Origin of the sequence: Croceicoccus sp. YJ47 (assembly GCF_016745095.1) — a bacterium.
Taxonomy (GTDB): domain Bacteria; phylum Pseudomonadota; class Alphaproteobacteria; order Sphingomonadales; family Sphingomonadaceae; genus Croceicoccus.
Window position 1 is genome coordinate 1,369,938 of sequence record NZ_CP067087.1, and the last position, 18,785, is coordinate 1,388,722.

The window sequence follows — 18,785 nt, forward strand, 5'->3', positions numbered from 1 at the left end:
GCCCACTGGGCCGCCGGGAGAGATTGGCTTGAACCGGCCTAGGCCACGGCAACATCCTCGCCATCATGCCACCGGCGCAGCAAGGCGATCGACAGCATCTCCGCGCACAGGGCGAGCACGGGCAGCACCACGCAGGTGAAATCCGCGACCACGATGGCGGCAAAAAGCGCCAGCGTGACCGTGGCGGCTGCGCCGGCCCGCTGAATGGCGGCAGCCCTGTCCCAGTCGGCTTCGACCACGAACCAGGCGACCAGCATCAGACCGCCCACCCGCAGCAGCAGAATGGTCGCCAACCACGGAACGGCGAAGGCGTTGCCCGCGTGAATGGTCGCCGGCAGGACCGTCGGCACCTTCGCGAAACGGGCAATGCCGTCCGCGTAGGGAGGCTCGACCCAAGGATAGCCCGACCACAACCCGGCCAGCAGGACCGCCGCCGCGGGCAGGATCAGCCCGAGCGCGAACGTGTAGCGTGACAGGGCAAGACGGCCCTCGTGATGGGCCGGCAATTCCCGCCACGCGGTCGCGAGGCAACCGAATGCGAACGACAGGCCCTCGCCGGCCTGCGCCGCCATGGTGAATTCGGCACGCATGGCCGCGGCCCAGTCGCGGCGATGCGGGCCCAGACCCGCCAAAGCGAGCGTCATGAGCGCGCGGGCGATCCCGCCGCTCATGCCTTTGCACCCACGAGACCGGACGAATCGGGGTCGTTCCTGGCCGCTTGCGCGAGCGCCACGCCGCGCGCCGTCAGGCGATAGGCATGGCGCGGGGGCCGTCCGGGCGCGGTCGGCTCGCACCATTCGGAGGCGAGCAGGCCGCGGTCGCTCATCCGCATCAAAAGCGGGTAGAGCGAGCCTGACTTCAACCCGGTCAGCTTCATGAGATCATAGCCGTGGATCCGCTCGGGCGCCCGATCGTATAGCGCGGCGAGAACGGCCAGCATCTGCGGAGAGGGGCGTCGGGAGCGAACCATGAGGTTCGGCATATATATGTAGAGTTATTGATGCAAGCCCGTTTCCGGTCCGTGATCAACGATGCCGGCATGACACGCACGGTCGTCGGCGAATGATTGGGGGGTACGCTCCTTTCGGGACATGCAGAAGGAATGGATTTCGCCCTCCGTTACCCCGGAAAACCCCTCGCCTGCGCAATGCGAACGAACGGCACAGATGCGCGTCACGCTCGACGTTGCTCCGCCCACCGACGGCCCAAGATTTGCACCACCGGGCGGCAAGCCAGCCGCCTGCCTTGGGCGGCTGACCATCGTTGGGGTTCAGCGGATTGCGGCGGCCCCGGCACGCATCTGCATTCATTGGCCCCGCAGCGACGGATTATTCCTTCGGGGTGCAGCGCTCCTGCGGGACCTTGTCGTCGACAAACGCGGAGGCTGCCTGAATGAAGCAATCGGGCGCCACCAGAGCGAGGAAATGGGCACCGCCCTCGACCGTAGAAAAAATGATCTCGCCCCCTTTGGCCGAGAGCGTATCGGCATGCGCCTTCGCACCGTCATAAGGCGTGTTGGGGTCGAGCGTGCCCTGCATCACCAGGGTTCGGGGCAGGCGTTCGGGCACCCGACCGTAGAACGCATCGCGCCGATAGAGCGGCGCCGGCGTGTCGACCAGAAGACCCGGCAAGGGGCTGGTGAAGAGTGCGGCCTTCGCTTCGTTCGCTACCGTCGCGGCGGTGATGTCCCTTCGGCCATTGTTCTCCGACCCGCTGATCACCATGACAAGCGGCAGCGAAGAGGGCGATTGCGGGAACGCGCTCAACCGTGCGCGTTCTTCCTGCAACCCGGCGACCGTTTCGATGAGCGGCGCGGTGTCGTTGCGCGACAGCCCCGCAATGATCGCCGGGATGCGCGCGCGAAGCGCCGGGAAATTGAGCAGTCTGCCCATGAAGGCGCGAAGATCGCCGCCGGGAACATCGCCGATCCAGCCCGGCGCGTCCCGCGCGAGCAGCGCACGATAGTCCGCCTCCTCAGCCGGCGTGAGCAGCGCCCGGCCCACGGCGTCCACGACATCGGTGCGGTGGCCAAGGTCCAGCGACGCATCCGTTTCGGCCGGCACCATCCCGTCGAGGATGATCCCGTCGAGTTGCACAGGGGCGGTCTGCATCATGCGCAACACCAACTGCGTGCCGTAGGAGACGCCGTACACATAGACGCGGCCCGGCTGTCGGTATCGACCGATCAGGCCGGCGAGGTCGTGCGACGCATTGGTAATCGTGAATGCGCGCGACCGCGCCGCATTGGCGTGCATGAAGCCGATACAGGGGCCCCACTCCTCGCCCGCAAGCGACAGGCCGGCGGGGCTGTCCGCCGCCTCCTGCTCGGGGCAGAGCTTCGCCGAGTAGCCCGTTCCGCGATGGTCGGGAATGACAAGGTCATAGTCGGAGAACGCAACCCGCAACGTCGGCAGGAGGGGATAGAAGGATGCGCCCGTTTCGCCGGGCCCGCCTGCGACGAGCCATATCTCCCCCCGCCGGCGTCGGGGCTCGGGCGCCGGAAACTTGCGCACGAAAAGCGCGATATCCGCGCCGCCCGGCATCGTCGCATCGAGCGGCATCCTGGCGGTCGCGCACAGGGAACCCGCCAACGCAGGCATGTCGCCGGCATCGTCGCATGGCGCAAACGACTGCGCGGCGGCAGGGGCGGAGATGCAGGCCGCCCACACCAACGCCGCAAGTTTCAGAGCCGATTTCACCATCCACACCGCCATGGCCTCCTTTGACGCGGTCCCGTATTAAGGGACCGCCCATGCAAAGGAAGTGACGCCGCTGTCAATCGCACCCGCCGCGCACGGGACGCCGCCGCGCCGTTCCGGTGGGCTTGTCCCGTCGACAGCCGGGGCGTTTGCGGAATGTCCGCATGGGGCGCCTGCTCTCTCGCCATGGCGGGTGGCGCGGGGGCTTTCTATGCGTTCGGGTTTGCGTCGATGCTGGCGATGGAGCAATCCCCGCGCGTCGGGTGGATGGGCTCCACGGCTAGGATGATGAACGCCGCTTCCAGTCGGTCCTGCCGCGCATGCCTGTGTTCGAGAGTTCCGACATTGGCCGCTTTCACGGCAGGACGATCATGCGGAATTTCCTGCCGGTATTGGGCGGCGGCGCGGGCACCCGGACCGGGATCCAGCACATGGCCTGCGTGGTCGTGTTCGCCATTGTGCTGTCCGAAATGCGCCGGCGCCGCGATGCCGGGTTTTATGAGAGCCATCAGCAGGGAAGCGCCGGCCGGCGACGCCCTGCATCGCCTCGCTATTCGCCATCGCACTTCCATAGGTTGTTCGAATGCATTTGCGTGTTCGGCGAGTGGGCATCACGCGTAACCTGCCCCTGTCCGCCCTGCTGTTGCTCACCGTTCCGGGGTTCGTCGATCGGTCACGTCAGTAATCGCGATAGCACGCGACGGGCGCGGACGACCCCATCGCCATCGGCGCGAGAGCTCCCATTCCGCCCTTCGCACAATGAACATCCGGGCCAGGGCGGAGAACCACACATACGCCCTGATGTCTCAAAGCGCCGGTGCGCATCACCTCGCCATTCCGGCCGATGGGCGAGCGCGTCGTCCGTCCGTTCGATGAACGGCTGGCCCATGGCGTCAATGCCGGAAGGGAGAATTCGCAACCGATGCGCAGCGCCCCGGCCCCCTCAAGCCGAAGGCGGGGTGCGGCGGGACGCCATCTCGCGGATCTTCGCTCTCAGCCAGCTCAGCCCCGGATCGCCCTTTCGCGTTGCATGGAACTGCATCATCTCGCGCATCGGCGGGATGGGAAACGGCACCGGCAGGATCTTCAGAGGAAGACGCCGTGCCATGTCATGCGCCAGCCTTTCGTGCATCACGCACAGCCGCTGCGTTCCCGGCACGAGGAACGGCGCCTGGATGAAGGACGGCACGCGCACCTCGATCCGCCGTTCGACCGCGTTCTGCATCAGCCATGCGTCGGCAAAGGTGTGCTGGCGCGCGACGCTCACCCCGACATGGCCGGAATCGATGAAGGTCGCCCGGCTCAACCCCCCGGCAACCCGCGGATTTTCGGCGCAGGCGACGGTCACGTGCCGTTCCGCGAACACCAGTTCATGGGGATGGTCGGGATGGAGAAAGAACTCGGGCGTGAACATGAGGTCCAGATCGCCATTGCCCAGCGCCACCTGCGATTCCGGACCGGGCAGTTCAAAGGTGAAGCTGGCCGATGGCGCGTCCTGTTCCAGCGTGTCGAGCAGCGGGGCCAGCAGCACCGTCGTGATGTAATCGGAGGCGGCGATGCGGAAGCGCCGCTCCGACCGGCGGGGGTCGAAACTGCCCTGCCGCGTGATGAGCGCGCGAAGCTCCGCAATCTTGTCCGCAATTTCGCCCTGCATGGTCAGCGCGAAAGGCGTCGGTATCATCCGCTTGCCATGCTGCGCCAGGATATCGTCCTGAAAACTTTCGCGCAGCCGCTTGAGCGACGCGCTCATCGCGGATTGCGTGACGTGGAGGCGATGGGCCGCGCGGGTCACGTTCTGCTCCTGCATCAGCACGTCGAACGCCACGAGCAGGTTGAGATCGAAATTGTCCAGCCGCATCATCCATCGATACCGTTGATGATAGATAAGCAAAAGAAAAAATTGGACCGATGGCAGTGCCGGTGGGACTGTCCGGCGCAAGAGTTCGGACCACGCGGGGGAGATCGCGACCATGCAAGGCTTGAAAGCGCTCGTCATCGGGGGCGGTATCGGGGGATTGACGGCGGCGATCGCCCTGCGCCGGGACGGTCATGCCGTCACCGTGATCGAGAAGGATCCCGAATGGTCGGTCTATGGCGTCGGCATCATTCAGCAGGGTAATGTCGTGCGCGCGATGAAGCATCTCGACCTGCTCGACGATTACATGGACGCGGCGGTCGGGTTCGATGTCGTCGCGGTCCACGCGCCCGATGGCACCGAGGTCGCGCGCGTGCCCAGCCCCCGCCTCGTCGATGGCTATCCCGCCAATGTGGAATCGGCCTACCCGCCCTGCACACGGTGCTGGGCGACCGCGCGATCGCGGCCGGCGCCGAAATCCGGCTCGGCGTGGTGGCGCATGCGATCGAGGATGACGGCGCCGGCGTCACGGTCCGCCTGTCGGACGGGAGCGAGGACCGTTTCGACATCGTGATCGGTGCCGACGGCATCTATTCCGATACCCGCCAGCGCATCATGCCGGAGGCGGGCACGCCCGAATATACCGGGCAGGCGGTGTGGCGCTACAACCTCCCCCGGCCGGATGATCTTGACGCGCTGCATGCCTTCAACGGTCCCACCGGCGTCGGGCTGGTGCCGATGAGTTCGCAGATGATGTACATGTTCGTCACCACGCCGGAGCCGGGCAATCCCCGGTACGACAAGGCCGGTATCGCAAGGGCCATGCGCGAAAAACTGTCCGGGACCGCGCCGCAGATCCGGGAACTGGCCAAGGGCATCACCGATGACGAGGGCGTGGTCTATCGCCCGCTCGAGACGATGTTGCTCTACGGCGCGTGGAGTCGCGGGCGCGTGGTCCTGCTCGGCGATGCGGTGCATGCGACCACGCCGCACCTTGGACAGGGGGCCGGCATGGCGATCGAGGACAGCATCGTGCTGGCCGAGGAGCTGGCCCGGGCCGACACGCCCGAAGACGCCTTTGCCGCCTATCGCGAACGCCGTTTCGAACGCTGCCGCTATATCGTCGAGAGTTCGCTGGCCATTTGCCACGGACAGATCGGCAAGAGCCCACCGGTCGACAATCACGCGGCCACGACACAGATGTTCGAAGTCTGCGCACAGCCGATCTGAACCGCGAGTCCGGCGAGGATGCCGGAAATGGCGTGAGGGACTGCGGTCCTTCATACGGGCGTTGATCATCCGGGCCGCCGGTGGAGGCAGCAAAGCGATGCGCAATGCCTTCATCCGCGATCGTCACCGCGTCCTTTACGGCAGCGATCGGGCGTCGCAGGGGCGGGCGAACATTCCGCCCCCGTGGCGCCTCATACATTGCATCGGCGTCGAATAAGGCAGGCCGTTCATTTCCTGCTCGAACACGTCGGCCAGCACGCCAAGTCCGGGCGCCTCGGTCCCTTTCTGATCGAGGGTGCGGAATTTGGGCAACGCAGCGGGCGGCATCGGATCGCCCTTCTTTACGCGTGACAATATCCGCACCTCCATCCCATTTTGTCCGGCGTCTGTCCCGGCACCCTGCGACCGACGATGTTCGGCATCGCTCGCATCGTCGTGATCGGAACCGGTCTGCTCGGGATAAAGCTTCCGCATCTGCGCGCCCGGCGCATTTCCCGCGACGCTGCCCTCCGGCACTGTGATGGCCGGCGGGTCGGCGTCATGCCCGTAAGGGCGGGCGCTGCTTCCATTGTATCTGGCGAATGCGTCGACGATCCACTGCTGCCACTTGCCCTCGGTCCACGTGGGGCTCGTCACGCCGAGAGGGGTGAAATTGGCCTTCACATTGTCGCCCAAGGTCCAATATGCTGCGTCGCAGGCACCGGTAAGCGGAAGAAGTCGCGGGTGCGGAACGACGGTGTGACAGGCCTCCATGAAAGCCATCGTCCCTTTCCAGTTCGCGACGACTTCCTTCGCAACGCGCATGAGAATCACGCACACCGCGTGTCGCCAGCGTTTGAAATGTTCGGACGGCGGCGCGAGATTCGTATCGTGGCTAGGCCCGCCCTTTTCCTCATGCAGGAAAATATGGTCCGCCCCAGCACCCGAAACAGGCCGGGTTCGCCAAAGGCGTCATGCTCCATCACGGCGATCGTCCGCATCTTCGCATAAGCGCAGGGCTCGCTCATGATGTTCGGCGCGACCTGTTCGCCTCGAACGGCATCGCGTTCAGCGCGGGCGGGCGCTCGCTCTACCATTCCGAAACCAGCAGGGCCTATGGAATTATTTCATGGGCGAGGATGGGATGTTGGGAACGCACGCTGCGCGCCACGCTGGCCCACAGCGAAGCACTCGCGCTCGATTCGCCGGAATGCTTGTGTGGCCGTTGCTGCAGACGCTCCTAAACGGGTTTACCTATCCACCGACGGCAATGCCGAACATTCCGGCAGGGATCGGTGAGCGCGGTCCCAAGCGACGTCGCGGGGCTGAGCGGTGCGGCGCCGCGCCTTCGATCGCTCGAGACGGCGGCATGGTCATTTGCGATATTCTGGAGCCGGGCGCCCTACGCATTGCCATAGAAACCGATAATCACCGGCCATGCCTCGTCCCATGAACCGAAGATTTCAGGGAAAGGCGCGACGCCTTCGCGCGACAGCGGGCGCATGAATTTCGAGGGCGATGACGGCGCGCCGAGGCTATCCCTTCATCTCGCGCACTCATCGCGATGCTGTGATGCGGGGCAGCACAGCAAACGCAATTATCGGCGAGGGCGCCACCCAAACCGCGCAACGGGAAACCGTCGGGCCTGTCGTTCATTACCTCATTTCATGACGAAAGGGGCCATGGCGCCGACAGGCCCGCCCTGCCGCGCACGGGCCTCTCGCCAATTTACACAAGCGCCCGGTTGAGGAGAACGCCGCAATGACAACCCGAAACACGGGCGAAGAGACGGGCGGCGATTCCGGCGACGAGATTCACTCGGTCGGCGAAATCCTCGACATGCTGCGTTCGCTCGCGGATCGGCAGGACAAGGTTTCCATCGGCAATGTGCTCGATACCATCGGGGACCGGTCCTATGGCCCGGCGATGATGCTGCCCGCGATGATCGAGATCAGCCCGGTCGGCGGGATTCCCGGCGTGCCGACATTGCTCGCCACGATCGTCGCGCTGGCCGCCGCGCAATTGCTCATCGGCAAGGAGCATCTCTGGCTCCCGCAACTGGTTCAGAAGCGCGCGATTTCGGCCGGCAAGCTTCACAAGGCGGCGGACAAGCTCGACGGGCTGGCGAACTGGCTGGACCGGTGGTTCCACGGGCGCATGCCGCGCTTCGTGACCGGCATCTGGCCGCGCATTGCCGCCGCCATCGTGATTCTCCTGTGCCTCACCGTGCCGCCGCTCGAATTCGTGCCGTTTGCCAGCACGGCGCCGATGGCCGCCATCATCGCGTTCGGCCTGGCCCTGCTGGTGCGCGACGGGTTGCTCATGCTGATCGCGCTGGGCGTCGGCGTGGTGTCGATCGGCGCGGGGCTCGGTCTTGCGGGCAATAGCGGCCTTCTCGGCGGCAATTCGCAATAGCGCACTAGCCGAAGAGGGCCGGCAGCACGGTGAACACCACGCCCGTGGCCGCAATCGCGATGCCCAGCCGGGGCACGGAACGCATCGGCCCCGCCCCGGCCCGCCGCCAGAGCCACGCCATCGCGAAAAGCGCGGGCAGCGCCAGCCCGATCCCGACCACCCGCGCGGTGGCCTGCCCCGGAAAGACACTGCTGCCGGCCCAGGACAGCGAAAAATGCGCTGCCCACACGCCAAGCGCCAGCGCCGGGGTCAGCCAGTCGATATCGTTGCGATAATCCGCCACCCGTTCAGCCCCCCGGAAACAGTCGAACGACAAGCGCGATGACAAGCCCCTGCACCGCGGTATAGCCGATGAAGCGCACCACAATGTCGAGCGTGACGCTCGACGGCGCGACGAGCAGCCCCCTGCCGCTGCGATAGCCGAGATAGAGCGCCATGATCGCCGCGATCCCGTCGCTGCAGGCCTGAAACGCGAGCAGCGCGAACACGGTCGCCCCCTGCCCACTGGCCGCGGGGTCGAGCCCGGCGCCGCGCCACCCGGTCCAGTCCCACCACCCCGCGATGCACAGCAGCGCCGCCGCGATAACCGCCATGAGCCACGGCCCCTGCCCCGGAAATTCGCCGCGTGTCTTTGCCGCCAGGATCCGCCGCGACAGCCATGCCGCCGCAAACGCCGCGACGAGAAGCGCCGCGATCCCCGCCGTCTGCAACATATCCGGCGGCGCGATCCAGAATTCGGGATTGATGCCGAAGAGATAGAGATAGCTGAACAGCGCCATGAACACGATCATGCCCATGACCACCATGACCGTGTTGAGCGCCCACCACCCGTGCGAGGATGGCCCGGTGATCGCGATGGGCACGGTGATCCCGCCGCCGATGTCGGCATGGTCCTGCTCGATCGGACGGTCCGTTTCCCACAGCCAGCGCAGGACGCAGGCGACGGCGAGCACGCCGCTCGCCGCCGAGAACACATAGGCCTGCACGGTGAGCGCGAGGAAGAAGCCCGCGGTAAACACCGCCGCGCCGACCGGCCATGCCGACGGGCCGGGCATGAGCTGAATATATTGCGGCTCCGCATTGATGGGCGAGGTGATGAGCGTTTCGCGCAGACCCGTCGCGCTATTGGGCAGGAAATAGCGGCCCGCGGCGACATCGTCGCCAAGCTCCGGATCGTCCCAGAGCGGCTCCCGGCTTTTCACCAATGGGATGGAACGGGTCGAATACATCCCCGTCGGCAACCATTCCAGCGTGCCGCCGCCATAGACATTGCCCGCATCCTCGTCCGTGGTGAACCGGAACCGCCGCACCAGATCGTAGAGGAACAGGCACACCCCCGCCGCAAGGACGAACGCGCCGATGGTGGATACAAGGTTGAGCCATTCCAGACCCCGCCCCGGCAGATAGGTATAGACGCGGCGCGGCATCCCCATGAACCCGGTGAGATGCATCGGCAGAAACGTGATGTGCAGCCCGGTGAACATCAGCCAGAACACCCATTTCCCGCGCCGTTCCGACAACGCGTTCTTCGACGTCATCCCGTTCCAGTAATAGAACGCGGCGAACATGGGAAAGACCATCCCGCCCAAAAGCACGTAATGCAGATGCGCGACGATGAAATAGCTATCATGCGCCTGCCAGTCGAACGGGACCATGCCGACCATCACGCCGGTGAGCCCGCCCATCACGAACACGACGATGCTGCCCACCACGAACAGCGCGGGCGTCGACCACCGGATGCGCCCCGCGGCCAGCGTCGCGATCCAGCAGAACACCTGTATCCCGGCGGGCAGGCTGACCGCCATGCTGGCCGCGCTGAAATAGCCGGTGGACACGCGCGGCATGCCGGTCGCGAACATGTGATGCGCCCAAACGCCAAAGCTGATGAACCCCGTCGCCACCAGCGCCAGCACGTTGAGCCGGTACCCCACCAATGGCGTGCGCGCGACGGTGGCCACCATCATGCTCATCAACCCGGCGGCGGGCAGGAAGATGATATAGACCTCCGGATGGCCGAAGAACCAGAACAGGTGCTGCCACAAGAGCGGATCGCCGCCGCGCGTCGGATCGAAGAAGGGCCAGTTGAACGCCCGTTCGAGTTCGAGCAGCAACGTGCCGAGAATGACGCTGGGAAAGGCGACGACGATCATCACCGCGAACACCAGCATCGCCCAGGCGAACATCGGCATCCGGTCGAGCGTCATGCCCGGCGCACGGGTGCGAAGCACGCCGACGATGATCTCGATCGCGCCGGCAATCGCGCTGATCTCGATGAAGCCGATGCCGAGCAGCCAGAAATCGGTGTTGATTTCCGGGCTGTAGGCGATGGAGGTGAGCGGCGGATACATGAACCACCCGCCATCGGGCGCAAGGCCGACGAAAATGCTCGCGAAAAAGCACAGCCCCCCTACGCAATACGCCCAGAACGCATAGGCCGACAATCGCGGAAACGGCAGGTCGCGCGCGGCCAGCATCTGCGGCAGCAGCATCACGCCGATCGCCTCCACCATGGGCACGGCGAACAGGAACATCATCACCGTGCCATGCATGGTGAAGAACTGGTTATACGTGTCCTGCGGCAGGAAATCCTGCATCGGCGCGGCCAGCTGTATCCGCATGCCGAGCGCGAGCACGCCGGCCAAGAGGAAGAACAGGAACGCCGTCGCGACGTAGAAGAAACCGATGTAATTGTTGTTGACGACGGTCAGCAGGCCCCAGCCCCTGGGGTTGTCCCAAATCTTCTCCAGCTCCTCGACCTCGCCATCGGGGCGCGGCCCCTTTGTCGGGAAGCGGGCATAGAGCGCGTGATCGAAGCCTGTTTCGGATTTTCGCCCGGCCATCACGTCGCGTGTGCTCAGCCGCGGTGCATCGCTCATCGCTGCTGTTCCAGCCAGATGGCGATGGCGGTCAGTTCGTCGGCGGAGAGCATGTCGTAACTCGGCATGCGATTGCCCGGCTTGATCGACTGGCTGTCCCCGATCCACCCGATCATGGTGCCGCGATTGTTCGGCAATATCCCCGCGCCCAGCGTCAGCCTGCTCCCCACATGGGTGAGGTCCGGGCCGGCGATGCCGTTCGCCTCGGTCCCCGCGACCCGGTGGCACGCGGCGCACCCGCTTTCCATGAACAGCGTGCGCCCGTTCGCCGCGATCGCCGCGTCATCCACGGTATCCGCGGCCGCGACGGGGCGGAGGGCGGGCACCGTGCCCGGCACGTCCTGCTCCGCGATGGCGGGCGGCGTCATGCTTCGCCCCGCCAGCCACGCGGCCCAGTCCGCCGGGTCGTGCGCCACCGCGACAAAGCCCATCAACGCATGCGGCCCGCCGCAATATTCGGCGCAGACCCCGCCGAAGCGGCCCGCACGATCCGCCTCGATCACCAATTCGTTGGTGCGGCCGGGGATCATGTCCTCCTTGCCCGACAGGTTCGGAACCCAGAAGCTGTGGATCACGTCCTCGCTTCGAAGCTCCACCACGACTGGCTGGCCGACCGGGATGTGCAACTCGTTCGCGTCGCGCATGATCACATCGCCATCGGGGCCGAGATATTCGACGTCGAACCACCACATATAGCCGGTGACCCGCACCCGCATGGCCCCATCCGGCACCGGCTGCGTGAGCGAGGACGTCAGCCACAACCCCCACACCAGCAGGCAGGTCAGCACCACGCCGGGAAAGGCAACCCCGCCGATCCACACCAGCCTTTCGCCGCCGAGCTTCGCCTTCCACCGCGCGGGGCCGCGGATCGCGACGTAAAGCGCGACGACCACGATGCCGGTGACGATCACCCCCATCGCGAACAGCGCCCACGCCAGCACGACCACATTGTCCGCATATGGCCCGGCGGGGTCGAGAACCGGCGGCGGCCCGCCCCACCAGGCATCGAAGACATCTGTCGTGCTGCTATTCATCGTCGAGACCATAAAGATATGCCGCCACATCGCGAGACTCTTCTTCGCTCAACTGCGTGGCGGGCATGGTGGAGCCGGGCTTTACCCGCGGTGCATTGCGCACGAAGGCGGCGAGATTGGCCGGCGTGTTGGGAAGCGCCCCGGCAATGAGGCCGATGTCGCGAAATCCGTCGAGCGAGGGACCGGTGCGCCCTTTGGGCCAGCCGATGCCGGGAATGGCATGACACGCGCCGCAGCCGACCCGTTCGATCGCGGCGCGCCCGCGCGCGGCGGCGGCCTCGTCGGGGACGTATCGCGGGCCGGGCGGCTGCTTGCACCCGGCAAGACAGGCACACAGCATGACGGACAGAGCCATGGACGAAAACGCGCGTGTCACGATATTACCCCCAAGGCTTCGGGAACCGTCGCGTTTGCACGGCGGTTCCCATGGACGATGCACAAATGGCCCGCCCTGCTCGCTGTCCTGCCGATGGTGGCACTCCTTGTCGCCTGCGGCAAGGACATGCCGGCGACGAGCGCGTTTGAAACCACAGGGGAAATCATCGCGTTGAGCGGGGGCGACGCCGGTGCGCGCGGGGCCTGCGCGACGTGTCATGGGCTGAACGGCGAAGGCGACGGGAATCTCGTGCCGCGGCTCGCCGGACTGGATCCCGGCTATCAGCTGCGGCAGCTCGAATATTTCGCGCAAGGACAGCGGCGCCACCCGCAAATGGTGTGGATCGCGGATCAGCTCGATTGGCCGGCGCGGGAAAAGGTCGCCAATTACTATGCCGCCCTCCCCGTTCCCGACGCGGCGGGTGAGGAGCTGGCGGCGGTAGAGTGCACGGCGGCGACGCTGTATCAACGCGGCGATCCGGCACGCGGCCTGCCGGCCTGTGCGACGTGCCACGGCGCGGATGGTGCGGGCGTGGGCGCGGGCAATCCCCCGCTCGCCCATCAGCCTGCCCCCTATGTCGAGGCGCAGCTGCACCAATGGGCGAACGGCGAACGCTATGGCGCGAGCGATGCGATGACCGCGGTCAGCCGTCTTCTGACGGAGCGGGAGATGGCGCATCTCGCCGTATATAGTTCGGGCCTGCCGGGTGCCAGTGGGTATCGGGCACCTCCGGCATCATGCCCTTGAGCACGTCGTCCCGGTCCCAGTAATGATGCTTGATCGCCGCGAGCGCATGCGCAGGGATGAGCAGGGACAGCACCACGACGCAGGCGACATGAACATCCTGCGCGAAATCGAGGATGAAGAATTGCCACGCCGGCGACATGTCCTGAAACGGCATGGGCGGAACCGGCACGATCCCCGCCAGCCGGAGCGGGCGCGCCGGCTGAATCGCGGACCACATCGCCCATCCCGACACCGGCAACAGCACGAAAAACAGGTAGAACACCGCGTGGATCGCATGCGCCACGGTCGTCTTCCATCCCATCCGGTCCGCATCGTTGATCGGCCCCGGAACGATCAGCCGCCATAGCAGCCGCAGCGCACCCAGCGCCAGCAGCGTCAGCCCGATGGCGGAATGGCGTTCATAGGCGTCGAGCTTTGCCGCCCCGACAAGATAGCGCTGCATCCACCAGCCGGTCGCGAGCTGCCATGTGACCACCGCCGCCATGGTCCAGTGAAACGCGACCCCCACCGGCGTATACCGGCCCCGCTCGCGATAGGAGAGCGACCATTCGCGCCATTGCTGCACCCATGGTTTCATCGTGCATAGGCCGGCGGCAGGGCGCGATAGAGCATGGCCAGCGCGATCAGCAGATAGACCGCCGATGCCGGCGCCCACATGATGAGCCCGGCGATCTGCTGATCCTCCAGCGGTGTCCAGCCCCACGCCTGCGTCGTGAAATAATGCGGGGTGTAGAACGCACGCCCTGCGAAGGTCAGCAACGCGCCGAGCGCGCCCATCTGCACCATGGTGGCGAGCGTCGCGGCAATGGCGCCGGGCGCCGGCGCCTGGCGCATCGCCGCCCACCAGAACGCCGCCGTCCCGGTCAGCGTGACCTGCATGATCCAGAACACCGCATCGTTCGACAACGCCGCGGCATAGACGGGCGGCGCATGCCAGAACCAGAACACGAGCGCCTGCACCCCCGTCATCACCGACAGTGAAACCCGCCCCGCATATCGCCCGAGGCCGAGCGAACGCGCCAGCAACGGCGCAAGCACCAGCGCGAGCGCGACATGGTGGATCGCCCGCATGGTGAACAGCGCCGAGGCCAGCGCGCAAAGCGGGCTGATGAAAAGCACGCCCATGGTGCACACAGCGGCAAGATGACAGCGACGCTCCGCCGGGGCGTAGCGCCATCCCAGCATCAACGCCGCGAACAGCACGCAGAGCAGAACCGGGTCCGGGTTCCACGCATGCAGCAATCCCGCCGGGTCGGGCGCCGCGCCGCAATAGGGCGTCCAGATCGGCGGTGATGCATTCATGGAGGCAAGGTCTATCGCAACTGTCGGGCGGTGTCACGATGGCGCGCGACTCCGGTTGCGGTACCGGTAAAACAGGCACCCCTGCCGGATTTCCTGTGCGAAGGGATAGTTTCCCGCGCCGTACCGGTTTGCGACAAGCGTCGGCGAGAGCGGAACAAGGCCAACAGGCCGGTCCCCTCCCGATCGGGCAGCAGCGGCGACAGCCATCCAGAGCACAAGAACCGGCCAGAACCGCGCACCCGAACATGACGAAATCGTTCGAGGGAGAGTAACATGAGCTACACAGGGGGCGCTTCGCGCGTCGCGATCGCATGCGTGATCGGTCTTGCATGCCTGGCCGCGCCGGCGCTGGCGCAAAACGCCGGCACATCCGATCAGACCGCGCCCATCCCGGCATCGCAGCCAGTGCCGGCCGACACGCCGCCCACCTCCCCCGCGATTCAGGAAATCGTCGTCACGGCACAGAAGACGAGCCAGAACCTGCAGGACGTGCCCATCGCCATCACCGCGATCAGCGGCGATGCCTTCGCCGCGACGCAGGGCACCAGCCTGCGGGCATTGCAGGGCGAAGTGCCCAATGTGCAGATCGACAATTTCGCCAACACCCCGCAAAGCGCGGTCTTCACCATTCGCGGCATCGGCGTGATCGAACCCGATCCCTACGCCGGCAATACGGTGTCGGTCGTGGTCGATGGCGTGCCGCAGTTCTTCTCCATGGGCGCGCTGCTCGAACTGTATGACGTCGACCGGATCGAGGTGCTTCGCGGGCCGCAGGGCACGCTGTTCGGGGCGAATACGACGGGTGGCGTCATCAACGTCACGACCGCCGGGCCGACGGGTGAATTCGGCGGCCATATCAAGGGCGTCTACGGCAATTACGACCGTTTCGACGTAACGGGCGCGATCGAACTTCCGCTCGCCGACACGCTGTCCTTCAAGGTGGCCGGCATCCATTCGCAGCGCGACGGGTTCGTCACCAATGTCGTCGACGGCTCCGACATGGGGAGCAAGAACCTCGACGCGGTGCGCGCCTATCTGCGCTTCGAACCGTCCGCCAGTTTCGATGCCACGTTGCAGGGCGAATATGTCGCCGCGCGCAACGGTTCGCCGATCATCGTCAATGGCGCCTATGTCGGGGAGGCGATTTACGAGCCCACGGGCGAGGACGGCATGTATCGCAGCCCGTGCGCCGGCGGGGGGCAATGTTTCGCCCCCGATGAATATTTCAGCGCGAACAATTCCGTGCCCGACGTGTCCGACATGGACACCTACTCCGGCACGCTTACCATGAACCTGTTCGATACGGGCATCGGCGACATCACCGCGATCACCGGGTACAAGCAGTTCACCCTCACCGAATTCACCGATCAGGACGGCACGCCCGAATTCAAGAACGACACGTTCCGCGAAACCGAAGGCTGGCAATTCAGCCAGGAATTGCGCACGAATGTCGACATCACGCCGGACATCCGGATGATCGTCGGCGGCTTCTACCTCAAAACCCATTACGACCATATTCAGGCCTATCGCCTGCAATTCGCCGCGCCCGGCCTATTGCAGACCAATCTTCAGGATCAGGACAACTATTCGATTTCCGGCTTCGCGCAGGCCTACTGGCAGCTGACCGACCGCCTGCAATTGCAAGGCGGCCTGCGCTATACCCACGAGCGCACCACTTCCATGCCGAGCCTCATCACCAGCATCGGCGATCCTGCGGGATCGAACTATACCGGCGAAGGCAATGTCATCATCGACAGCTTCACCACCGGCGGGCGCAAGAGCTGGGACAACCTTGGCTGGAAACTCGGCGCGGATTACGCATTTGACGACGGCACGCTGCTCTATGCCAGCTGGACGCGGGGGTTCAAATCGGGCGGGTTTACAGGGCGCGTCGGCGTGCCGTCGGACGGCGACACCCCGTTCGATCCCGAAGAAGTCGACACGTTCGAGGCCGGGATCAAGGCCGATTTCCTGAACCGGCGGCTGCGCACCAATCTCGCCGCGTTCTACACCGATTACAGGGACATGCAGGTCGCGCAGATCTATTTCGACGGCGCCACCAATACGCAGGGCAACCGCATCCTCAATGCCGGCGCGTCGGAGATCAAGGGCTTCGAATTCGAAACCACGGCCGCGCCGGTCGATGGCATGACGCTGCGCGGATCGCTCGCCTATCTCGACGCGCGTTATACCGATTTTCTGTATGGCGACCCGATTTCGGGCGACATCATCGACCTCGAAGGATTCCGGTTGCAGAACGCGCCGAAATGGGGCGCGACGGCGGGCGTCAATTTCGTCATCCCCGTGGGCGGCGGCGGCGAGGTCGTCACCGATGCGCTCTATTCCTATACGAGCGAGAAATATTACACCGCGATCCTCAACACGCCGCGCTCCACGATTCAGCCGATCCACCTCGTCGACGCGTCGATCACCTACAACCCGGATTCGCGCGCCTGGTCACTGAGCGCGTGGGCGCAGAACCTGCTCGATTCCCGCTATATCGCGACGGTGTTCGATTCGCCGGGCTATGGCGGGCTCGCCGGCTATGCGCCGCCGCGGCAATACGGGGTGTCGCTGCGCTACGATTTTTAAGGGCGCACCGCCCGGCGTCGATCAGTCGATGGACCGGATCGCCGCCACGCAGGCAATCGCGATGATTGCGGCGCACGCGGCGCTTGCCAGAAACGCGGGGAAGAACACGGCCATCGCATCGCCCGCGGCATAGAGCAGGGTGAGCAGCGGCACCGCGATCGCCGGCACGGTGTTGGTGAGGTTCATGATGCCGAGCCAGAAGCCGCGCCGCGCATCGCCCGCGACAAGCTGCCCGACAAGCGCGGCGTCGAGCGCGACAAAACCGCTCAACCCCGCGTTGAAGAGCGGATAGGACAGGAAGATCGCCCACCACCCCGGCGCCCCCGCCATGAGCGCAAGCGCCGCCGCCGCCAGCGCGCAACACGCCATGAGCGGCCCGCGCCGTTGGCCGAGCCGGTCCGATGCCAGCCCCGCGACGACCGAGGCAAGCGCCGATGCGCACAGCGCCAGCACCGAGAGCAGCGCCAGCGCCGCCGTCGTCGTCCCGCCCGGCGGCGCCCCGATGCGCGCGGCCAGCCCGTCGAGATAGAAGAACACATAGGACAGCACCAGCACCGCACCGCATTGCATGGCGAGCCGCGCGACAAAGGCCATCGCGAAGTCCCGCGGCACGCTGCGCCGGTCCCTGCCCGCCCCCGCGCCGATCGGTGCGGCAAGCGCCGGCGGGGCACCGGCGCCCTCCCGCCCGAACGGCCAGGCGAGCAGAAGCGGAAGCACCAGCACGGCGGTGATCACGGCAGTCGCCGCAAAGGCAAGGTCCGCGTCGCGCGGAAACGCCCAGCCCAGCACCGCGAGAACGCCATAGGACAGGGGCAAGGCCGCGCTCAACAGGCCGGCGACGCGGCCCTTGCGCGCATCCTCCACATAATCGGCCAGCAACGCGCCGAGCGGAGCAAGCAGCACGTTCAGCGCGACCTGAAACGCGATGATCGCCGCACACAGCGCCGCAAAACCGGACGACAGCGCAAAGGGAGCATAGCTCGCACAGACAAGCGCGAGGCCGAGCGCGATCATGCCCCGCCGGTTGCCGGCCTGCGCAAAGGCGCGATCGCTCAACCGGCCCGCGACGATATTGGCGATGCTGGCGACCACCCCGCCGATGACGAGAAGGATGCTGAGCGCCGCGACCGGATCGGCGGCGTCGCCCGCCTCGACCCGGCGCGGGAGCAGCAGAACGAGCAAAGGCACAAAGGCGACATGCCCGCCCATGAAGGCCAGCACGTAGCGAAAGACACCCGGCCCCGCCGAAAGCCGCGCAGCAGAAGCCGTCATGGGCATGTTAATAAAGATGCGCGCAGGGCGCACCGGCGCCGGGCACGGCATGCGCGGCGAAACCTGCCGCCGGGCGCGCCGCTCCGTCCCCGCCATGATCCGCCGCCGCGCCGGCATCGTTCGTCGCCGATCGTCTTGTCCTTCGCACGCGAGTTCCTCTTCCCATGCGGTAGATAGCAGCGGATCGCGGCGCTGTGAACGCTCCCCTTTTTTCGGATTGTGAGCGTTCACAATTATGGTTATGTCAACATGCGTGACGTCGGACGCAACGATTCGACGAGCGAAGGGAGAACCATGCGCCTGATGATCGTAACACCACCGCGACCGGGTTCGCCGTGGCTGTGATCGCCCTCGCTCCGGCGCTCGCCAGCGTTGCCGTCGCGCATGCTCCCCGCAATTTCCGTGATA

At 65.9% G+C, this 18,785-nt stretch carries 18 protein-coding genes; 5 read left to right on the top strand and 13 right to left on the bottom strand.

Features of this window, described 5'->3' with window-relative positions:
- Nucleotides 1-38: 38 nt before the first annotated feature.
- The 5 genes from JD971_RS06740 to JD971_RS06760 form a co-directional block, all read right to left on the bottom strand.
- Nucleotides 39-671 carry a hypothetical protein gene (locus JD971_RS06740; protein WP_202086832.1) on the bottom strand — a complete coding sequence of 211 codons (633 nt, stop codon included), beginning with the start codon at nt 669-671 and terminating at the stop codon, nt 39-41.
- Entirely contained in the window at nt 668-970 is a 303-nt protein-coding gene (locus JD971_RS06745) for a PadR family transcriptional regulator (protein WP_366519918.1), read from the bottom strand. Before JD971_RS06745 ends, JD971_RS06740 begins: the two co-directional genes overlap by 4 nt.
- 358 nt (nt 971-1,328) lie before the next feature.
- Nucleotides 1,329-2,600 (bottom strand): alpha/beta fold hydrolase, encoded by a 1,272-nt coding sequence (locus JD971_RS06750; protein WP_236672381.1) that lies wholly within the window; start codon nt 2,598-2,600, stop codon nt 1,329-1,331.
- Between the two features lie 308 nt (nt 2,601-2,908).
- Nucleotides 2,909-3,208 carry a hypothetical protein gene (locus tag JD971_RS06755; RefSeq protein WP_202086833.1) on the bottom strand — a complete coding sequence of 100 codons (300 nt, stop codon included), beginning with the start codon at nt 3,206-3,208 and terminating at the stop codon, nt 2,909-2,911.
- Between the two features lie 434 nt (nt 3,209-3,642).
- Nucleotides 3,643-4,560 carry a LysR family transcriptional regulator gene (locus JD971_RS06760; protein ID WP_202086834.1) on the bottom strand — a complete coding sequence of 306 codons (918 nt, stop codon included), beginning with the start codon at nt 4,558-4,560 and terminating at the stop codon, nt 3,643-3,645.
- Between the two features lie 109 nt (nt 4,561-4,669).
- Between JD971_RS06760 and JD971_RS17105 the strand changes: the two genes are divergently transcribed.
- Together JD971_RS17105 and JD971_RS06765 are read left to right on the top strand one after the other, a co-directional pair.
- Nucleotides 4,670-5,128: an FAD-dependent oxidoreductase gene (locus tag JD971_RS17105; protein ID WP_371809721.1), complete on the top strand. Its 459-nt coding sequence runs from the start codon at nt 4,670-4,672 to the stop codon at nt 5,126-5,128.
- Nucleotides 5,014-5,784 (top strand): FAD-dependent monooxygenase, encoded by a 771-nt coding sequence (locus JD971_RS06765; RefSeq protein WP_371809743.1) that lies wholly within the window; start codon nt 5,014-5,016, stop codon nt 5,782-5,784. The genes JD971_RS17105 and JD971_RS06765 overlap by 115 nt, the downstream gene beginning before the upstream one ends.
- A 135-nt stretch (nt 5,785-5,919) precedes the next feature.
- Here JD971_RS06765 and JD971_RS06770 read toward each other — a convergent pair whose 3' ends face one another.
- Nucleotides 5,920-6,588 (bottom strand): hypothetical protein, encoded by a 669-nt coding sequence (locus tag JD971_RS06770; RefSeq protein WP_202086837.1) that lies wholly within the window; start codon nt 6,586-6,588, stop codon nt 5,920-5,922.
- Between the two features lie 936 nt (nt 6,589-7,524).
- On the opposite strand from JD971_RS06770, the gene JD971_RS06775 reads away from it, so the two are divergent.
- A complete protein-coding gene (locus JD971_RS06775) occupies nt 7,525-8,178 on the top strand; it encodes an exopolysaccharide biosynthesis protein (protein WP_202086839.1) in 654 nt (217 codons plus the stop codon).
- Between the two features lie 4 nt (nt 8,179-8,182).
- Here JD971_RS06775 and JD971_RS06780 read toward each other — a convergent pair whose 3' ends face one another.
- Genes JD971_RS06780 through JD971_RS06795 form a run of 4 tightly spaced genes read right to left on the bottom strand, consistent with a single transcriptional unit; the run spans nt 8,183 to nt 12,443 of the window.
- Entirely contained in the window at nt 8,183-8,461 is a 279-nt protein-coding gene (locus JD971_RS06780; RefSeq protein WP_202086841.1) for a hypothetical protein, read from the bottom strand.
- A 4-nt stretch (nt 8,462-8,465) separates the two neighbouring features.
- Nucleotides 8,466-11,054 (bottom strand): cbb3-type cytochrome c oxidase subunit I, encoded by a 2,589-nt coding sequence (locus tag JD971_RS06785; RefSeq protein WP_236672322.1) that lies wholly within the window; start codon nt 11,052-11,054, stop codon nt 8,466-8,468.
- Nucleotides 11,051-12,088, bottom strand: coding sequence for a cytochrome c oxidase subunit II (locus JD971_RS06790; protein ID WP_202086843.1), 1,038 nt, complete (start codon nt 12,086-12,088; stop codon nt 11,051-11,053). Before JD971_RS06790 ends, JD971_RS06785 begins: the two co-directional genes overlap by 4 nt.
- Nucleotides 12,081-12,443 carry a cytochrome c family protein gene (locus JD971_RS06795; protein ID WP_202086845.1) on the bottom strand — a complete coding sequence of 121 codons (363 nt, stop codon included), beginning with the start codon at nt 12,441-12,443 and terminating at the stop codon, nt 12,081-12,083. Before JD971_RS06795 ends, JD971_RS06790 begins: the two co-directional genes overlap by 8 nt.
- 78 nt (nt 12,444-12,521) lie before the next feature.
- Here JD971_RS06795 and JD971_RS06800 point away from each other — a divergent pair, with 78 nt between their 5' ends.
- A complete protein-coding gene (locus JD971_RS06800; RefSeq protein WP_202086847.1) occupies nt 12,522-13,211 on the top strand; it encodes a c-type cytochrome in 690 nt (229 codons plus the stop codon).
- Here JD971_RS06800 and JD971_RS06805 read toward each other — a convergent pair.
- Both JD971_RS06805 and JD971_RS06810 read right to left on the bottom strand, forming a co-directional pair.
- On the bottom strand, nt 13,108-13,788 hold the full coding sequence (locus JD971_RS06805) for a cytochrome b (RefSeq protein WP_202086848.1): 681 nt from the start codon (nt 13,786-13,788) through the stop codon (nt 13,108-13,110). The two genes, JD971_RS06800 and JD971_RS06805, sit on opposite strands and share 104 nt — an antisense overlap.
- Nucleotides 13,785-14,513, bottom strand: coding sequence for a cytochrome c oxidase assembly protein (locus tag JD971_RS06810; protein WP_202086849.1), 729 nt, complete (start codon nt 14,511-14,513; stop codon nt 13,785-13,787). Before JD971_RS06810 ends, JD971_RS06805 begins: the two co-directional genes overlap by 4 nt.
- 273 nt (nt 14,514-14,786) lie before the next feature.
- Here JD971_RS06810 and JD971_RS06815 point away from each other — a divergent pair, with 273 nt between their 5' ends.
- A complete protein-coding gene (locus JD971_RS06815; RefSeq protein ID WP_202086850.1) occupies nt 14,787-17,105 on the top strand; it encodes a TonB-dependent receptor in 2,319 nt (772 codons plus the stop codon).
- Between the two features lie 21 nt (nt 17,106-17,126).
- Here the strand turns inward: JD971_RS06815 and JD971_RS06820 are convergent, their stop codons facing one another.
- Nucleotides 17,127-18,377 (bottom strand): MFS transporter, encoded by a 1,251-nt coding sequence (locus JD971_RS06820; protein ID WP_202086851.1) that lies wholly within the window; start codon nt 18,375-18,377, stop codon nt 17,127-17,129.
- Nucleotides 18,378-18,785: the final 408 nt, after the last annotated feature.